The organism is Rhodococcus sp. NPDC057135, assembly GCF_042670865.1.
GTDB lineage: Bacteria > Actinomycetota > Actinomycetes > Mycobacteriales > Mycobacteriaceae > Rhodococcus_F.
This window is the reverse complement of the sequence record NZ_JBHUUU010000009.1, coordinates 116,115-133,646: the sequence shown is the minus strand read 5'-3', so window position 1 is coordinate 133,646 and position 17,532 is coordinate 116,115. Positions and strand designations below refer to the sequence as shown.

Genomic DNA, 17,532 nt, shown 5'->3' with positions numbered 1-17,532 from the left:
GATTCGTCTGTCACCAAGCGATAAAGGACGTATCCAGAAAACACTATTATGGAGACGACGCAGAGTACGAGCATGATGTCGAAGAAGATAGTCACGTTTCCCCTCATGGGTTCGACCGGGATCGATTCGTTTATCCCCGCGGAGTTTTCTCCGCGAAAATGTCCTGTCCCGCAGCTCCAATCGTGTGAAGGCGATAGCGCCTCACCACCCGAGGCACGGCTCAGCTCTACTCAGAGTGAGGGCTTGACAGTGTCATGCGCTGCGCGAAGGGTCACTTACGATTCCTGATCCGCTGACACGAGGTCGCGGAAGTAGTCGGAGAGACGGTGAGTGCCAGTCCGCTCGCCCACCGACTCACGTTGGAGCCCTTCGAGAAAGAATCGAGCCAGCGACGACGGGCGCGGCCCTAGGCGATCCGCGGTCCAGATGACAGGCCGGACGAATCCGGCAGGGACCGAGACCATTCGGGGTCGCTTGTCCACCGCAGCGAACGCCAAGTCCACGATGTCGCGATACCTGTAGATGTCCGGGCCACCGACATTCCACTCACCGGACTCGTCCCCGAGTCGGTCGACACAGAAGGCTGCGAGGTCGGCGCCGTGGATCGGGTTCAGTCGCGCAGTTCCGGCGCCGAGACCGAACGCAAGGCCGCGATGGGCCATGTCGAGGAACTCGGAAGCGTCCGAGAAGTATCCCGAGGGATTGACGATCTGCGAAGCCGCCTCGCTCCGCCGCAGCGCCTCCACGAATGCCGCCTTCGACCGCATCACCATCGAGGTGCCCTCGTGGACATGCATGACGTTGACAAACAGAAACGACGACACCGAGTCTTGCTCCGCCAACTGCAGCAGACGCAAGTTTGCTTGAAAATCGATGTCCCAGGGGTCAGCGTGTTGCCTCGTCACACCCAACGCTGAAACCACCCGGTGCACACCGTGACACAGACCTGGAATCGTACTGCGATCGCCGATATCTCCGATCACCCACTCGTCTACCAGGCCGCTTAGAGATGGAGCTCCGAACGCCCCCGAGCCCTCTGCCCGATCGCGTGAACGCACCAGCGCCCTCACCCGATAGCCGCGTTGATGGAGCTCACGCACCAGATACCTACCCATATACCCCGTCGCCCCGGCAACTAGTACGGTCTGCGCTTCCATGTGCACCCTTCCATTCATGTACTACGCGGTCCAAGAATACAGTACTGCGATGCGATGACTTCGACACGTCAGGGGAAGTCCTGTCGGCCCACCTGGACAATGGGAACGTCGGGTCACCTCGGATAGCCGGCGACAATGAGATGGAGGAAACGTGATGGCGCGTCCCGCACGACCGTTGGACCCTGCGCGCTCTCGCGCGCTACTCGATGCCGCCGGGGTCGCATTCGCAACACACGGTTTCGAGCGGGCCTCGCTCAACTCGATCCTGGCCGAGGCACGATTCCCGAAGAGCTCCTTCTACCACTACTTCGGGGACAAGACGACACTGTTCGAGCGCGCCGTGGAAGCCGGAATGGACGCGCTGCGCGCAGCGGTGATCCCACCGAACATCGACTCACTCGATCAGCACAGCTTCTGGCCGCAGATACGTGAACTCGGTGATCAACTCCAGATCGCCGCCACCTCGGACCCACGCACCCAGATTGTCGGACGCCTGCTTCACGCCGCCGACGTCCCGCCCTCACCCACGCTCGACGCTCTTCGCCACTCGATAACGAACTGGCTCACACACGCACTCGAAAGAGGCCGCGACCTCGGCCAGATTGACCTCGACACCCCCCTGGAGCTTCAAATACACCTGCTGATTGCCGTCCTCACGGAAGTCGACCGATGGGTGCTCGCCCACAACGCGAACACCGACTCCACGTCCGCGGCACTCCGCGTACTCGAACGCTTGCTCGTCGCGTGATCATGACTCCCGCACCGCCGCCGATGTGTTGCAACGACCAATGGAATCTTCCAACGGACTTGGGGGCCAAACCTTTTACCTACGGACTAGGGCTTATCCGAGATATTTGAGGTTGAACACCGAATCCAAAATGCCGAGAACCTCCTTTCTCCCGGCGGCGTCGTAGAAGATGTCGAACTTGTCCAGAATCGTCAACTCAGCCGTACCGTGGCGGGAAATGAACATCAGCGAAGTCAGGCCGTCGTGATTCGCGCAGCGATACTTGAGCCCGTTGGCCGTCGCGGTGTTGGCGAGCACCTTAGTTCCAGCTTCCCTGGTCCGGTTGTAGTCTCGCCGAGCAACAGGCCCGCATTGATGTTGAGTCGAGAAGTATTCGCCCCATAGAGAGATGCCACCACCACCACGTCTTCCTCGAGCCTCAGAACGTGTGTTTGAGAACCGGTCACGTTCGGGCGAGTCGGCGGGCCATGCGGACGATCACGGCGATGCGGACCATCGCTTCGTGGTGGTCGGGTCTGGTTTCGTAGTCGCGGACGCCGCGGCGGTGCTTGCTGATCCACGCGAAAGGTCCGCTCGACCACCCAGACGTGGGGGCGGACGTGGAATCCGGTACTGCCTGGTTTGCGATTGATCTGAATTCGCAGGGCGAGAACATGTTCCGCCCCAGGCGAGCAGCCGACCTGGGTAGCCACCGTCGGCCCCGACCAGCCGTATGGTGGAGAAACGCGACGCGCAGTGCGGCGAGTAGCCGGTGCGCGGCGTCGCGGTCCTGGATGGACGCGGCGGTGACCACGACACCGAGCGGCAGGCCGTTGGCATCCACGGCGATGTGTCGTTTGCGGCCGTTTGTTCTTTTCGCGCCGCCCCACCAGCGACTGGATCGGGGCGCCGTGTCGGCTGCGGGCACGGTCTGCGAGTCGATGACCGCAGCGGTCGGGCACCGGTCCGGCCCTTCTTGGGTGCGTGCCCGGTCTCGCAGCGTGTCATGCATGCGTTGCCACGCGCCTCCGCGCACCCAGCGAGCGAAGACCGCTTATACGGTCATCGGCGGCGGGTACTCCGCCGGTAGCTGCCGCCATGCGATACCACCCCGAAAAAGGCAAAAGATGGCATCCAGAATCATTCGGCGGCAATGCTTCTCGGGCCTTCCGTCGCGACCTGCCGAGTTGCCCGGCGGCGGCAGCAACGGTTCCAGGATCGCCCCACTGGGCGTCGGTCAGCGACGACGACGGATACACCGCGCAGCAATGTCCGCGCGACGGATGGGGCATGTCATGGATAGGTCGCCAGATCTCCCCGGGCGGCTCGGCGGAGGCGATCAGGAACTGCGCGGCCGCGCGGGCCCGGACCCGGTTTCGCTGAACGATGTGCGCGTCCGCCACCCGGATACGGTTGCCATCCCTGACGACTGCGAACCGGGCAGGCACGAACTCTGTTCCTGGACTGCAGGTCTCCAGCCCATGCGCCAACAGTCCACAGACGACGGTGCCGGACAACTGGGTGGCGCTCCAGGCGCTCAAGGACTTGCGGCCTGGGATGTACCGCCCGTTCTCGCACGTGAAGAACGCGGCCATGACGTCTCCTCCGTCTGCGACGGGGGTGTCGACGTGCCCGGGCCGGCTGTTTTCTACAGCCATGGCGAGGGGGTGCCGCGGCCGCCCTGTCCGCCGTTGGGGGCGATCGCGGCGATGCGCTCGAGGTCCTCGTCGGTCAGCGCAATGTCACCGGCGGCGATGTTCTGCGCGACGCGGTCGGGGTTGCGCGAGCCCGGAATCGGGACGATGTAGTCGCGTTGGGCAAGAGTCCAGGCCAGTGCCAGCTGCGAGACCGTCATGGCTTGGGCGTCGGCGAGTTCGGTGAGCTGGCCGACGATGCGTGCGTTGGCGTCGTAGTTGTCGGCATTCCACCAGGGCATGAGGGTGCGGAAGTCGGTTGGGTCGTAGTCGCGAGCTGGTTTCGCTGTGCCGGTGAGGAATCCACGTGCCAGGGGGGAATAGGCGACGAATCCGATGCCGAGCTCTTCCAGCAGAGGGAACAGGGGTTCGGCATCCTGAGCGAAGATCGAGTACTCGGTTTGCAGAGCCGAGATCGGGTGTACCGCATGAGCTTTGCGGATGTCTTCGGGCGGCGCTTCGGACAGGCCGAGGTATCTCACCTTGCCGGCGTCGACGAACTCGGCCATGGTGGCGACGACGTCCTCGATCGGTACCGTGGGGTCGACTCGGTGCTGATAGAGCAGATCGACACTGTCCACTCCCAGGTTGCGCAGGCTTGTCTCGACCACCTCGCGGATGTGCTCGGGGCGTGAGTCAGTCCCGAAGCGGGGGGTGAACCCGAACTTGGTGGCGATCACCACCTCGTCACGAAAAGGCGCCACCGCGCGGCCGAGGAGTTTCTCCCCCTCTCCCCAGTCGTACATCTCGGCGGTATCGAAGAATGTCACACCGAAATCGTGCGCACGGCGGATCGCTGCGACCGATTCGGTGTCGTCGCTGGCTCCGTACCCGACTACCGTGCCCATCGATCCGTAACCTACCGCCGAGACGGTCAGTCCTTGCGTTCCCAATGCCCTGTCCTGCATGTATTGCCCTCCACCGTCGCCAAACCAAACCGTTTGGTGTGATGCTAACTCCGAACCTCGAAAACGGCAAACCAACCGTTTGGTGTGATGCGAGGAAGGCGCTTCAGCATCTTGGCCAAACCAAATAGGGCGACTTGGTATGGTTTTCCGAGTGTCGTCCTCGTCTCGCATCGATTCGTCTCGTGACCGCATTGTCGAAGCGGCCACGGCCGAATTCGCGCGGTACGGGATCGCCGGTGCGCGCATCGATCGGATCGCGAAATCTGCCAAGACCAGCAAGGAACGGGTCTACGCCTACTTTCGCAGCAAAGAAGAGCTGTATCGCTTCGTCGCCGCCCGTGAGCTCGACGCGGTAGCCGAAGCGACGCAGTTGGATCCGGCCGATCTGCCCGGCTACGCAGGACGCGTTCACGATTATTTCGTCGCCAACCCCGACAACCGGCGCATAATGCGTTGGGGAGAGCTCGAATTCGTCGGTACCGACGACGCCGCCCGGGAGACGGCCCGGATCAAGACGGCGAAGCTCCGCCGCGCACAGCAGGACGGGCTGCTCGATCCCTCGTGGGACCCGCTCGACGTCCTCGTTTTCGTCAGCCAGCTCGCGTCGGCCTGGGCCGACCAGCCCGGTGTGCCTACTATCAAGAGTGTGCGCGATGAGTTCCTGGCGGACCGCCGCGCAGCCATCGTCGCCGCGGTCGAGCGGCTGTTCCCCGCCACGACGATCGCGGACCAACCGTGACAGTGGACTGACGACCTCCCTCGACGCCACACTTGGCCCAAATACCCTTGTCATCTCAACTGGCAATTGCTACCGGCACACCGTCGAGTCCACGGTCGCGATTCGCCCGCCCGCGCCAACTCGAAGCTTTCGCCGAACCGCACAACCGGCCAGAGATCCCGTCCTGATTTGATGTAGCTCAGCCGGTACAAGGGAGTGCAGCACGTGCAGTTGAGCAAAGGGCAGAACGCCCAACTCGATCAGGCCGAGGTCGTTGTGCGCTGCACATGGCACAAACGCCCCGCGATCGACGCCGACTTATCGGCGCTCCTGCTCACCCCCGACGGGAAGGTGCGCGGCGACTTCGATTTCGTGTTTTACAACCAGGCCGAGTCCAGAGACGATTCCACTCACCACGGAGGCAAACGTAGTGCCGGAACATCGGTGGAGGACCGCATCACAGTGGACCTGTACCGCCTCGATCAGGAGATCGAGCGCATCGTAATCGTCCTCAGTCTCGATGCGCCTACCCCGGCAACTCTCGCGGACCTGGGACAGGCAGACATCGCCGTCCATGGAGCAAGCGGTAGCGCACTCGCTACGTTCATTATCGACGACTGGAGCAGCGAAACTGCGGCCGTCACCGTCGAAATCTATCGCCGCGACCACCGCTGGAAGATCCGTGCCGTCGGTCAGGGCTACCACGACGGACTCGCCGGTCTGGCCCGCGATTTCGGTGTCACCGTCGACGACGCCGACGCCCCGACCTCCGAACCCGCTGCCCCACCCGTAGTCCACGGACCACCGCCCATCGACTGGTCCAACCCGCCCGTCCCCGCCGGATACGAACTGTAGGAGCCGATCATGGGTTTCAGATTCCGTAAAAGCATCCAGATCGTCCCCGGGGTTCGCGTCAACGTAAGCCGCAGCGGCATCGGGTACTCCGCAGGCGTCAAGGGCGCCCGGATCACCAAACACGCCAACGGCCGCGTCAGCCGAACCTTGTCGGTGCCCGGTACCGGGCTCTCGCATCAAACGTCGATCGGGGGCAACCGATCCCGATCGACGAGCACGTCCGTTCCTCGCCGCCGGACTCCCGCTGCCGAAGCGAGGCCTGTACGTCAACTCCTACCTCCACCGCCGGCGCCGGTGATGCCGCCTCCGCATGCGCCGGCCTGGGAGCGTGAACTGTTCCAGATCCTGCACTCACGGACGCCAGCCGACTACGTCGGCGTCGCTCAACGGCACGGGCACTTCGCCCCGAACGTGCGGATCCTCGCCGCAGCGTTGGAAGGCTTGCTGCACTTCGAATTTGCCGACACCAACCCTGACGCCGCCCACCGAGCACGTTCACTCCTCGGATGGGTCGTCGCCCAACACGTCAACCTGTCCGCTGATCCCTTCGTGCAGAGATATCTCCCTGAACGCAGGTGGCCGGTAGAAATAGTCCACGGCGTCACAGCTGCCCTGCGCATCAGCGACGACGTCCTCATCCTCGCCGCCGCCGAATTGCACCAAGGCGCCGGCGACCTCCCCGCCGCGATCTGGACAGTCGAATACGCGACCCCGACAGCTCACGCAGCACTCTCGCTGGCGGATCTCTACAGTTCCGCCGACCGGCACCAGGACGTTGTCGATCTGACCAACGGCATCACCAACGAGGACGACGCCACTGCGCTGCTGCTCGCACTGCGTGGGCGAGCATTCGCTCAGCTCGGATACAAGGAAGCTGCGCGCGAGAGCTTCAAAGAAGCATTGCGAGTCCGCTCCCGCGCCTCCGAAGTGCGCCACCGCGCTCTCCTCGAACGCGCCCAGGTCGATCTCTCCCAGAACCGGAAAGCAGCTGCGCGCAAGAGTATCGAAAAGGTCCTCGCCGAAGACCCCACCTACCCAGGGCTCCATGAAGCACTCGCAGCCCTGCCCTGACTACGTCCGTTGAGGCAGATGTCGTCGACGTTTTCGTTCCCCAACGCCGCGACTGTCTTCTTCATCGTGAATCCCCACCTCGACTGCGTTGGCCATTGCCCTCACAACGCAGAACGCGGGTTGAATAGATTCAACACAACCGATCAACAACACATCACAAACAGTTCGGTCGTCTTCACGTCCCACTGCACCCGGCCCAGCAAGGGAGACTCTGTGATGAAAACGTCCCAAGACCGGCCTGGCGCTGATCTGTGCCCTACAGGTCAGCGCCGATGCGAGTTGGGTAACGCCGAATTCGGTCTTTTCGATCTGGCGCTTGCACATTTCACCGGCGGATACCCGCGCGACCCCGACATCGACTCACGACCGGCACCCGGTCGCGGTGCGTCTCATATCCCCTCAACTACTGGTGGTGCACTACTACCGCTGTCGGTCCAACAAATCTCCACGTCTCTCGGGGCTGATTCATCGATCGTGACGAGATCATCGAGGACCATCATTCGAGCGCGGTCGAGATCTCGTTCCGTATGTCGTTGTGCACCTGCAATCTTCAATGTGGAGCTCGATCCCATTCTATCGGCGCCATCCACGCCACCATTGCCCTCGGCGATCACCGTCACGTGTATCGCTGCCACGGATGCCAGTCTGTCAGGTTCAACACAGGAGTCGGACGACGAAGCCGTCACCGCAGACGCACTAAGGCCGCCGACATTTGTCAGCGGGGCCTCGACGCATACCCTATCTGCGGTCAAACGGCTATCCCGCCAGACTCACCCCGACTGTCTCGATGGAACTGGTGACCTCACCCAACGATTTCTCTCAAGCACTGTGCGTCACCCACGTGTGGATTTAACCTTGCGAGGGTGTCGTGAAGCATTGGGTCGTCGACTGTTTCGAGTATCCGCCATGTTCGTACGCTCACCATCTTTAGCTCGATCGGAGGCGAAGTGGGACAGCGGCGCCTCCGGAAGTTTGGACAGGCCACACTCAGGGACGAATAAACCTGTCCGAGAGAGCGATCCGAGGAATCTTATGTTGGACGATATCGGTCCAACCTATGACAGCACTTCACCACTGAAATCCAGATTCGTTGCAGCGCAGTATATGTGGACTCCAGCACGACACAATAACTGGTATCGGCAAGACCTATTTGCGTTATGTCTGTGAGCTTGGGCCGACCGGACTACACCGCCGTCGCCGTCATACACTGCGCCGCCACAGCCGGCGAACCTTCACTGGCGTTCACTTCGTGTCACTTTCGCAATTTGTCCTATTCAAACATCTGTTGGTCATTCCCCGACTCCCATAACTTTGTAATAACGATGCGGGACAGCCACCAGGATCCATCATCTGCACGCTCGGCTTCAAATTTATAGCGGGCGCCGAAGTCATAATGCTCGGATGGTTTGCCTTTCTGTACATGGATCGCAACTAGGTTCGCGAGAATGGTTGCCCTGTTCCCCGTCACATCAGGTACTACATCTGTGTATAGATGCTGGGTAGCTCCCCATACGGGTTCGTCCCCCATCCTGACCAACTTCTCAACGCCGCGAATTACCATGCGCTCATCAATTTCCATGACCACTTCCTCGGAAAGCAAGGAATACAATCCGGTGTAGTCCCCACTGTCAACGGTGAACCCGAACCTGGAAATCAGCTCTCTTAGCGCATCCTTGTCGACAAGCGCCTCATGGTGTGCTGAACTACTGGTCATAATAGAAGCCCTTCGAGCGAGTTGACTTTCGCGGACACCGCAATCATGAATTTATAACGCTAATTTGAACCCGACTCCCCGGATCGTAACTATCGTGTCGGAACTTCCCAGCTTACTGCGGAGGCTACTAATATGTGTATCGACCGTGCGTCCCGACCACGATTCTTTCCACACTTCTTGCATGATATATTCGCGCGTCACCACCCCACCGAAAGAGCGGGCTAGGATCAACAGGAGATCAAACTCTTTTCTGGTAACGGAAATTACTCGTCCGTCCATGACCACATCGCGGGAGTACCGGTCAATATGAAGCGGTCCGCAGTCCACAACGCTATCGGAAGGTCGCGCCAGATCAGGGGTAACTCTACGCATTACCGCTTCAAGTCGCGCGATGAGCTCACGGCGGCCGTAGGGTTTCGTAATGTAGTCGTCGGCGCCGGCCTGTAGCGCCAACACGCAATCCAGTTCTGTGTCGCGCGATGTGACAACGACAATAGGGGTGTCACAAGAAGATCGAATTAGCCGACAGACCTCTAGACCGTCGAGGTCAGGAAGGTCCAGATCCAGAACTATAAGGTCCGCATCGTGATGAATGTCGACCCCGTCCGCACCCGATGTACTGGACCGAACGCTGTGGCCACTTCTGGTGAGCGCCTCAGCCATACACGTGCTGTGCTGTCTGTCGCCGTCAATGATAAGGACACTCCAGCGCCCAATAAGAATTTCACCGCGCCCTGAATCGCCGATACCCCCCGACCCTTCTCCGGCATCACGGCACTTCGCAACGGATAATACACACTCGGAAGTCACGACACGCCCCCCCCTTCCTGTCATGCACTCAAGGATTGCCTTACGATTTCTTGAACGCTAGTCTCGGGTCGGTATAACGATATCTGGTTTATTCGATTGCCATACCTGATCAAAAGTGAGGTGCGTCAAGCGCCACCCGTCGCGAGTGCGTGCAGCATTTCCGGTCATGTACGTACCAGAATAGTGGTTAGGACTTTTCAATATTTTGTCCACAGCCTTCGGTATATGCACTGATAGCAGATTAGCTCTGATGGACGCGCGCTCTGCCACGACTTCGACTATTGGATTCGTGACGATGTGATGAGTCGCCGCCCAGAGCCCTAAGGAAGACGTCTGAAACTTAACTAGTCCATCTAGCCCGCGATGACGACTGACCGGATAGACAATCTCGACGTCGACACTGAAAAGTGACCTAGCCCACTCCTCCGTGATTTCATCGTAATCTATTCCAAGCATGTACCGCTCGATAAGTTGCTGAACCTCGAAGACTGCCTCCTGGGCTACACTCATATCTTATATCTAGTGTAGGAAACTATCATTCGCAACCGAAATTCGGACAAAGTGACTAAGCTCACACGGTGTTGTAATCCCTTGAAGCGCAACACTTTTCGGGAATAGGAAACCAATAAATGCGCATGGCTGAGTGGACATTCTTTAAGAAAAGAATGCCTTAATTTGCGCTTCAGCGCGCTTTACTTTCGGGCCGTTCGAACAAAAACAGAATTCGGAGCAGGGTCGCGACCTTCTGCCGGCTACTCAAACTCGCCAGCGGCGACGGTGCACTAGACAGCACTACAGTAGGCGATGCCACCACAAGTATGCAAGTCGACCAAAAATCGACTCACTCCACAATTGCACTCACACCGGATTGGCGGGGCCATCGAGGCGATACTCAGGATGCCGACATAGCTCAGTCACTACACCATGGGTCACCGCGTAGAACATCTTCTGCCCCAGCCTGTTTAGCCGCACGATTTCCGGAGGCAGGGCCTCGGATTGAGGGGACTTCACATGACGTGTGGCCGGTGCAACGTCAGCAAAACTAGTGCCATCGTGCGCGCACAGGAAGTGGTGGACATCCAGATTCAGCGCTAGCGCGATCCCCACGACGTTACGAAAGCTGGGGTTACGTATACGTCCACACCGTATGTGTGAGACTGCGGCCGTACTGAGTGGATACCCAAGAAGAGTCGCACGACAGGCGATCGCCTTGTTCGTATACGTTCGCCCTTCGCGAGCCTCGACTCCCGCAATCAGCTCGTTCAGCCGATCGGCAAGTATCGGATCGCAAGCCGTGCGGGCGACAGGCGGTGTTTCCTGCTGCGAGTGATCCACAATCCCACTCCATTCCGGGCACTCACCCTGCCTCAGCAACATCAGTACCTAAAGTCGTATTGACTACAATTATATAGTAACTACACGTTTAGGCGTGCGCAAAGATCCGGAGAGGTAGCCTGCCGGTCATCGCCCCAAGATCTACGACTCTCTCAGGGGCACGCGATGCGTTCGAGGGGTTATTCGCCCCTTGCTGCCCGCTTGGGTCAGTGACGATTGCGCCTTCTTGGACTCTCGGTAGGCCCTGCGCGAGCGTCACTTGCCAGGTGGATACGGGAGTAGGCGTTGTGCCAGTTGAAGGTGCGGGTTGAATCGTTCGACTTTCCGTTGGTCCACGACCTGTACCGCCGACTCGTTTTTGCCTGACGCTGATGCCTAGGGTTGCGGCGAAGAGCACTGGGCGGCAACAGAGGCACTCAGCTGTCTGCGAGCACTTGTTTGACGACGAGCTAGGGAGAGCGAAGAGGACGTTGGCGCAGATCGAGGAACCGTGCGACGGTCTCTTGAGTTCGCCGCAGAGAATCTCCGTATACGCCAACTGGCTGTGATGATCCCGCCCGTGGTGCGCTAACGCCACGGGCCTTCTTTGTCTGCGGGCTACCTATCGTGTACTCGAGCATTCGACGTCCCACTACTGACGGGGCTACGGCCGAGATTCTTCATGGTGCCGTGGACCGGATCACCTGGCTCAGGGTGTTCGTAGCGGTGAGGTGCGACCGCCCAACCCATCTCCTGATCTACATGTCGCCACTGGGGCATCAAAGATCGTTCAGGACGGTATCGGGGGTCAGTCGTGGGTCGGCAGGGCCCGGCTACCCATCGGCGGGAAGCACAGGATGATGGTGTGACGCTCGAGCGGGCGTGATCGCCCCCGCGCCGCCCGCCCAGTGGTATCAACCATTTCTTCGCTGTCGTGCCGAACACTGGGATCGTTTGGCAGCGTGTCGGCGCGTCAGCCCTGATCCACGATCGCGCCGAAGCAAGATTCAATCGTGGGCTGCCAGTGTTGTTTCTCGGATGAATGTGATCAGTCGATGAACTAGTTCTGCGCGAGGCGGCAGTCTTGCACGAGGCCTGACCCGGGTCGGGCGCTGAGTGCACAGGATGTCGGCGCTGTATATCTAGCCGCCGCAACGCTATTTCACGGCGCCGGCTGGTTGTTTTGTTGTAGCGGGGCTCGACGTCTTCGCGCGCGGCAGCAGCATGGCCAAGACAACCGGCAGCACAGTGAATGCGATAGTCCACCAGAATGCTGTTCCGAATGCCTGTGCAGTGCCGAGATCAGTGCGCGGCGCGCTCGCCGTGGCGCGAGCAAGGATCACTGCTATGACTGTAGTTCCGAAAGGGGCGCCAATACGCTGAACAATATTGAATGCCGTGGTACCCCGGGCAAGTTGATCCTTTGGAAGGCCCATCATGGCAACAGCATTGAGGGAGGGCGTACTAGCTCCGATACCGACGCCGCGGACGAAGAGAGCGACAATCAATAGCCATGTCATATCGCGCAACTCGGGGAACGCGAAGGGCAGGGTTCCGATCGCCATCAGTATGAAGCCCGCGATGACTTTCGTACGGGCGGATATGTTCTTGGTCAGCTTTTTGCCCCCGACGATTAGTGCTGCCGCGCCGAGACCTTGGGGAACTAGGAACAAGCCTGCCTCGACGATCGAGGAACCATGGACGGCCTGAAAGTACAAGGGCAGCAGAAGCATACCGGCGAACATCGTGAACCCGGATAAGACGCTGAGTCCGTTGGCCACGCTGAAACCACGGTCCGAGTAGAGGCGGACGTCAATGAGGGCTCTGGTGCCGTCGTGTAGCGACCAGCCGATAAATCCGAGGATTCCGATGACACCGAACGCAAGCGGTACCCAAACATTGGCAGGCGCGAGGCCGTGGTCGGCGGTGATGTTGCTCAGTGCGTATACCAGGGCGGCCAGTGACGGCGCGAGTAGCACGAGTCCGACCACGTCGAGTGACCTTTTCTGTGTTGCCCGGTCCCGGGGCGGGAGTATGAGTTGAGCCAAAATTAGCCCCACTACACAGAAGGGGATATTTACGAGGAAAAGCCATCTCCAGTTGGCGCCTTGCACCAGCACGCCGCCGATCACAGGCCCTAGGATGGGCCCGACCTGCACGAGCAGTGAAAAGCTTCCCATCGCTGTCATTAGCCTGGCTGGGCCGGCGACCTGCGTCATGAGTGTCATCAGCACGGGGATGATCAGACCGGCGCCGAGGCCCTGGACAATTCGGAACACAATGAGAGAGTTAAGGTTCCACGCCAGCCCGCAGGCAATTGAACCGGCAAGGAAGGTCGAAAGAGCGATCATCCAGGTGGTGCGACCGCCGAGTCGATCGATCATCCACCCCGACAGCGGAACGATTGCGGCCATCGCCAGCAGAAAACCTGTGATCACCCATTGGGTGTGAGTAAGGCTTGCCCCGAACACCTGCGACAGGTGGTCCACAGCGACGTTGACGATCGTCGAGTCGAGGATGCTGGCGATTGCACCAATTCCTAGGGCCAGGATTGTCAGATTGAGGCTTCGACTACTTGCTTCTTGCGGTGCACTGGGTGCGGCTGTCTGAACGGTCGGGCCCATCAGTGGCCTCCTTCATTCTTGAGTGCGGCATCGCCCACAATCTTCATTCTTGAGTGCGGCATCACAGACAATATCCGTAGTGACTACAATAATGCAATAACTACAGAATTTTTCGCGAGATGCGTATCTCGATGGATTCCGCTCTTGGCATCGGGCTGACAAGGGTGCGACCGGCGAGGTCGTGCGCAGATTTTGACCCGCTGCCAGACAGGCAGGCCCGGCCTCAGAATGGTCGGATGGCCGCTCCTGAAGCGCGGGCCTGATAGTGGGTTTGGGGGTTTGGTCAGGCTGTAGCGCATTCATCAGCGAAGGCGAGCGCCTTGAGGTGATAAGCACGGGCGGACCACCCTAGGCTGATGTTGTGGCCGGCATGGCGATGGTGCTCGATTTCAACACGAGGAGAAGCAACGAGCAACTCACGTATCTCGCCGATTGCTCTCTCGTCATGCTGCCACCATCCCTCATGCTCGGCGAAGGTCATACGAACTGGAACACTAAGCCGCGCAGCGATATCGGGTAGCCTCATCGCCCAGCTCGCGGTCTCGTTCAGTTCTCGTGCAGGCGCGAGAGTGACGATTTCCTTGGACGTCGTGAAGGTGTGGGGTGGGTATAGGCGAAGCGGCCCCCAGTTGCGTTGCGGCGAGATAGCGGAGTATCCAGAATCGGCGAACCGGTATCCGCACCCCGATATCTCGATTCCCAACAGGTTCGGCACCAGCTGACGTGCACCCATCACCATCGCGATTTTGCCGCCGAAGGAGTGCGCGACGAGCACTATCCCCCGGCCTTTCGACCGGGACGACAAAAAGTGTTGTACGCCATCCGATATGACATCGGCCTGTTCGTCGATAAGTAGTCCGTCGCTGAATTGGATGGCCGACGCTCCATAGCCTGGGCGGTCGACGCAGAGGACGTTGTAACCCAACTGGGCGGCGAGTGCCATTAACGACTGCCCTGGCAACAAGAGTCCGTGGAAGTATCGCGCGGTCATCCCCGCCCCGTGAAGCGCGACGATAGTTGCGCGGGGCGGACCGGTCGGAGCAACGAACAAAGCGGAAAGTACGCCGGCACTGGTCTGCAGGTGTACACGCTCAACCTCCGCCTCAGATGATGAAACAACAATCCTCTCAGAGCCCGGGGATAGCGGCATGCCAGTGGCTGGGTCGGTAATTGTCATCGCGGATCGCCCACTTGGCGCCAAGTGACCGGCCGACTCACTTCTCCCGAACGCCAGCGGATTTGGCCGACTTCGGCGTACGGACTGCCGTCCGTCGCGGTGCGTACGCTGCGCCGGCGCGATATGACTGCAAACAGGGCAGCCGAGTCCTCAGGTGAGAGCTCGGCACCGATCTGTGAATATGGGCAAGCTGGCATCTCTTGAGGTCCCTTCTACTGCGGCGGGTTTCCGTGTTTACGGGCTGGGAGATCTGTATGTTTGGTACGCAACATGTTCAGGGCGCGGATCACCAGCGGCCGAGTCTCGCCAGGCTCAATGACATCGTCGACCAGCCCCCGTTCGGCGGAGTAGTACGGATGCATAAGGTCGGCGTGATATTGATCGACCAGGCGTTGGCGTTCGGCGGTTGAGTCCTTCGCCGCTGCAATCTGTTTGCGAAACACCACGTTCGCAGCGCCCTCCGCCCCCATCACGGCTATCTCGTTGGACGGCCATGCCAGGGCGACATCGGCGCCCACACTTCGAGAGTCCATCACGATGTAAGCGCCGCCATACGCCTTTCGTAGCACTACTGAAACCCTTGGCACCGTGGCATTGCAGTAGGCGTACAGCAACTTCGCGCCACGACGAATGATGCCGCCGTGCTCCTGGTCGACACCTGGAAGGAAACCAGGGACATCGACCAGAGTCACCAGCGGGATGTTGAAGGCATCGCACATCTGGACGAATCGGGCGGCCTTCTCGCTAGCGTCGATATTCAGTGCGCCGGCCAGCACCTGCGGTTGGTTGGCGACGAAGCCGACCACGTGTCCGTCCATACGGCCCAGAGCGACGACGATATTTGCCGCCCACTGTTCATGGATTTCCATGAACTCGCCGTTATCAACGATCTCGGAGAGCACAGCGCGTATGTCGTACGGAACAGACCCACTGTCCGGCACGAGCTCGGCGAGTCGTTCGCTGGTACGGTGCGGCGAATCGCCACTAGGAACGCGCGGTGACCGTTCACGATTGTTTTGGGGCAGCATCGCCAGCAGGAAGCGCACATCATCAAGTGCCGTCTGCTCATCTTCGTAGTCAAAGTGAGATACACCAGACTTGGTTGCGTGAATCGCGGCACCGCCCAACTCTTCGGCGGTTACGCTTTGGCCCGTCACAGCAGCAACTACATCGGGTCCGGTAATGAACATTTGCGAAGTATCCCGGACCATGAAGACGAAGTCAGTGAGCGCGGGGGAATACGCTGCGCCACCTGCACAGGGCCCCAGCATTACGCTGATCTGCGGTATCACTCCGGACGCCTTGGTGTTCCGGACGAAAATCCCGCCGTATCCGGCAAGGGCGGTGACGCCCTCTTGGATGCGGGCGCCGGCCCCGTCATTGAGAGAGACCAGAGGTGCGCCAGCAGAGATGGCCAGGTCCATAACCTTGTGAATTTTGGCGGCATGCGCCTCACCTAGTGCACCGCCAAAGATGCGGAAGTCATGGGCATAGACGAAGACAGTCCTGCCGTGCACAGTGCCCCAGCCTGCTACGACGCCGTCGGTATGTGGTCGCCGGGTCTCTAGTCCAAAACCCTGCGCTCTGTGACGGCGTAAACCCTCTAGTTCCGTAAATGATTCGGGATCTAAGAGCAAATCTATCCGCTCACGGGCGGTGAGCTTGCCCTTGCCGTGCTGGCGCTCAGTTGCTTCGGCATCACCATCTCGCACTACCTCCTTGAGTAGACGCAACTTCTCAAGCCTGCTGACGCCAGTGTCCGCTACCCCAGCCGGGGTGTTGGCAATAGTCATCGGTCCCCCTCCGCGTGAGCCTTGGCGTGGGCAAGCGTCGCAAGGCTGTTGGTACTCAAGGCGTGGTGGACATACTGCTTTGCGGTCTCGATGTCGGTGCCGACACCGAGCACATCTTCGATGGCTTGAGCCCTGATGACGGCAGTGTGCTGTGACGACGCGACGACCTCGTCTGCCTCTTGTTCAAATAGCCATACACCGGTATGCAGCTCCATCAGGGCAGGCAAAGTGCTTTGCTTGTAGGCAATCTTGCTGCGCGGCACAACGACCCGAAGCGACTTGGTCGTGTGAGTCGATCCGTCAGGACTACGCGTGTCCATTTCGAGTGACTGCACCCCCGGAGTCGGCTCACCAAGGCGCACGGTGACTACGTGGGGGAGCCGGTCGGGCCACAGATGTGCGTCGTTCACGAAGTCGAACACGTCGTCAACAGAGCCGCGAATCCGAACGGTGTCGACGAAAGTTATGGTCCGTGATGCGGCGAGCACGTCCCGCTCGATATTGAATTTGAGCGAAGCGAGTTCCGCGCGCGAGTTCGTGTCGACGGCCTCATCGATCCAGGCCAATGCACTCGTGTCGTCCGCAGTGTAGTCGTGAAGTAAGCGCACCCGCGACGAGCCGTTAGGCAGCGACTCAATGATCCAGCTCCCACCCATGGAGGCAATCGGACTCTGGCTGCGTTCTTGCCGGAAGTCAATCCGCGTATTGGCCGCGTCCAACACGCGCCGCGAGGTCCAGTTTTTGACATCGTCAACAGCCGTCGCCCAGATTTCGATCAGCTCCTCGTGATCTGACTTGGAGATGCGTTCTACGTGCAGGGTTGGTGGAAAAATCCTGGGCCAGTTGGTGACATCGGCGATGAGGGTGTAGATCTGTGCGGCTGGGGCGTCTATGTCGATCGCGTGCTCCGCGTGACGGCGCGTTAATTCTGCGGTCATGGCAGTCCTCTCGAAAATGGGATCAAAACTCA

16 protein-coding genes are annotated in these 17,532 nt (G+C 60.0%); 4 read left to right on the top strand and 12 right to left on the bottom strand.

Translation table 11 applies throughout. The features are described 5' to 3' along the window. Positions 1–275: 275 nt before the first annotated feature. Positions 276–1,157 (bottom strand): SDR family oxidoreductase, encoded by an 882-nt coding sequence (locus ACFT1A_RS18470; protein ID WP_378448151.1) that lies wholly within the window; start codon positions 1,155–1,157, stop codon positions 276–278. Between the two features lie 154 nt (positions 1,158–1,311). Here ACFT1A_RS18470 and ACFT1A_RS18465 point away from each other — a divergent pair, with 154 nt between their 5' ends. Next, positions 1,312–1,905: a TetR/AcrR family transcriptional regulator gene (locus ACFT1A_RS18465; RefSeq protein ID WP_378448150.1), complete on the top strand. Its 594-nt coding sequence runs from the start codon at positions 1,312–1,314 to the stop codon at positions 1,903–1,905. Between the two features lie 93 nt (positions 1,906–1,998). Here ACFT1A_RS18465 and ACFT1A_RS18460 read toward each other — a convergent pair whose 3' ends face one another. From ACFT1A_RS18460 to ACFT1A_RS18445, 4 genes are all read right to left on the bottom strand, one after another. Further along, positions 1,999–2,202 (bottom strand): hypothetical protein, encoded by a 204-nt coding sequence (locus tag ACFT1A_RS18460; protein WP_378448149.1) that lies wholly within the window; start codon positions 2,200–2,202, stop codon positions 1,999–2,001. 145 nt (positions 2,203–2,347) lie between these two features. Next, positions 2,348–2,896 carry a transposase gene (locus tag ACFT1A_RS18455; RefSeq protein ID WP_378448148.1) on the bottom strand — a complete coding sequence of 183 codons (549 nt, stop codon included), beginning with the start codon at positions 2,894–2,896 and terminating at the stop codon, positions 2,348–2,350. A 42-nt stretch (positions 2,897–2,938) separates the two neighbouring features. Next, positions 2,939–3,091 carry a transposase gene (locus tag ACFT1A_RS18450; RefSeq protein WP_378448147.1) on the bottom strand — a complete coding sequence of 51 codons (153 nt, stop codon included), beginning with the start codon at positions 3,089–3,091 and terminating at the stop codon, positions 2,939–2,941. A 441-nt stretch (positions 3,092–3,532) separates the two neighbouring features. Further along, entirely contained in the window at positions 3,533–4,486 is a 954-nt protein-coding gene (locus tag ACFT1A_RS18445) for an aldo/keto reductase (RefSeq protein WP_378448146.1), read from the bottom strand. 151 nt (positions 4,487–4,637) lie between these two features. Between ACFT1A_RS18445 and ACFT1A_RS18440 the strand changes: the two genes are divergently transcribed. From ACFT1A_RS18440 to ACFT1A_RS18430, 3 genes are all read left to right on the top strand, one after another. Further along, positions 4,638–5,225, top strand: coding sequence for a TetR family transcriptional regulator (locus tag ACFT1A_RS18440; protein ID WP_378448145.1), 588 nt, complete (start codon positions 4,638–4,640; stop codon positions 5,223–5,225). 204 nt (positions 5,226–5,429) lie between these two features. Continuing rightward, positions 5,430–6,059 carry a TerD family protein gene (locus ACFT1A_RS18435; RefSeq protein WP_378448144.1) on the top strand — a complete coding sequence of 210 codons (630 nt, stop codon included), beginning with the start codon at positions 5,430–5,432 and terminating at the stop codon, positions 6,057–6,059. Positions 6,060–6,068: 9 nt separating this feature from the next. Continuing rightward, positions 6,069–7,130 carry a DUF4236 domain-containing protein gene (locus ACFT1A_RS18430; RefSeq protein WP_378448143.1) on the top strand — a complete coding sequence of 354 codons (1,062 nt, stop codon included), beginning with the start codon at positions 6,069–6,071 and terminating at the stop codon, positions 7,128–7,130. 1,270 nt (positions 7,131–8,400) lie between these two features. On the opposite strand, the gene ACFT1A_RS18425 is transcribed toward ACFT1A_RS18430, so the two are convergent. The 7 genes from ACFT1A_RS18425 to ACFT1A_RS18395 form a co-directional block, all read right to left on the bottom strand. Then, a complete protein-coding gene (locus ACFT1A_RS18425) occupies positions 8,401–8,844 on the bottom strand; it encodes a nuclear transport factor 2 family protein (RefSeq protein ID WP_378448142.1) in 444 nt (147 codons plus the stop codon). Between the two features lie 51 nt (positions 8,845–8,895). Continuing rightward, entirely contained in the window at positions 8,896–9,678 is a 783-nt protein-coding gene (locus ACFT1A_RS18420; RefSeq protein ID WP_378448141.1) for a response regulator transcription factor, read from the bottom strand. Between the two features lie 33 nt (positions 9,679–9,711). Then, positions 9,712–10,164, bottom strand: coding sequence for a nuclear transport factor 2 family protein (locus ACFT1A_RS18415; RefSeq protein WP_378448140.1), 453 nt, complete (start codon positions 10,162–10,164; stop codon positions 9,712–9,714). Positions 10,165–12,125: 1,961 nt separating this feature from the next. Then, positions 12,126–13,592, bottom strand: a complete 1,467-nt coding sequence (locus tag ACFT1A_RS18410) for a DHA2 family efflux MFS transporter permease subunit (protein ID WP_378448139.1) — start codon at positions 13,590–13,592, stop codon at positions 12,126–12,128. 283 nt (positions 13,593–13,875) lie between these two features. Then, entirely contained in the window at positions 13,876–14,742 is an 867-nt protein-coding gene (locus ACFT1A_RS18405) for an alpha/beta hydrolase (protein WP_378448267.1), read from the bottom strand. A 239-nt stretch (positions 14,743–14,981) separates the two neighbouring features. Next, positions 14,982–16,562 (bottom strand): acyl-CoA carboxylase subunit beta, encoded by a 1,581-nt coding sequence (locus tag ACFT1A_RS18400; protein ID WP_378448138.1) that lies wholly within the window; start codon positions 16,560–16,562, stop codon positions 14,982–14,984. Then, positions 16,559–17,500: an aromatase/cyclase gene (locus ACFT1A_RS18395; RefSeq protein ID WP_378448137.1), complete on the bottom strand. Its 942-nt coding sequence runs from the start codon at positions 17,498–17,500 to the stop codon at positions 16,559–16,561. The genes ACFT1A_RS18400 and ACFT1A_RS18395 overlap by 4 nt, the downstream gene beginning before the upstream one ends. Positions 17,501–17,532 lie beyond the last annotated feature (32 nt).

What these genes read in the sequence shown, in the direction of transcription:
- ACFT1A_RS18470 (WP_378448151.1), bottom strand. Translation starts at nt 1,157, where the DNA reads ATGGAAGCGCAGACCGTACTAGTTGCCGGGGCGACGGGGTATATGGGT.
- ACFT1A_RS18445 (WP_378448146.1), bottom strand. Translation starts at nt 4,486, where the DNA reads ATGCAGGACAGGGCATTGGGAACGCAAGGACTGACCGTCTCGGCGGTA.
- ACFT1A_RS18405 (WP_378448267.1), bottom strand. Translation starts at nt 14,742, where the DNA reads ATGCCGCTATCCCCGGGCTCTGAGAGGATTGTTGTTTCATCATCTGAG.
- ACFT1A_RS18425 (WP_378448142.1), bottom strand. Translation starts at nt 8,844, where the DNA reads ATGACCAGTAGTTCAGCACACCATGAGGCGCTTGTCGACAAGGATGCG.
- ACFT1A_RS18415 (WP_378448140.1), bottom strand. Translation starts at nt 10,164, where the DNA reads ATGAGTGTAGCCCAGGAGGCAGTCTTCGAGGTTCAGCAACTTATCGAG.
- ACFT1A_RS18430 (WP_378448143.1), top strand. Translation starts at nt 6,069, where the DNA reads ATGGGTTTCAGATTCCGTAAAAGCATCCAGATCGTCCCCGGGGTTCGC.
- ACFT1A_RS18465 (WP_378448150.1), top strand. Translation starts at nt 1,312, where the DNA reads ATGGCGCGTCCCGCACGACCGTTGGACCCTGCGCGCTCTCGCGCGCTA.
- ACFT1A_RS18410 (WP_378448139.1), bottom strand. Translation starts at nt 13,592, where the DNA reads ATGGGCCCGACCGTTCAGACAGCCGCACCCAGTGCACCGCAAGAAGCA.
- ACFT1A_RS18400 (WP_378448138.1), bottom strand. Translation starts at nt 16,562, where the DNA reads ATGACTATTGCCAACACCCCGGCTGGGGTAGCGGACACTGGCGTCAGC.
- ACFT1A_RS18420 (WP_378448141.1), bottom strand. Translation starts at nt 9,678, where the DNA reads ATGACAGGAAGGGGGGGGCGTGTCGTGACTTCCGAGTGTGTATTATCC.
- ACFT1A_RS18455 (WP_378448148.1), bottom strand. Translation starts at nt 2,896, where the DNA reads ATGCATGACACGCTGCGAGACCGGGCACGCACCCAAGAAGGGCCGGAC.
- ACFT1A_RS18395 (WP_378448137.1), bottom strand. Translation starts at nt 17,500, where the DNA reads ATGACCGCAGAATTAACGCGCCGTCACGCGGAGCACGCGATCGACATA.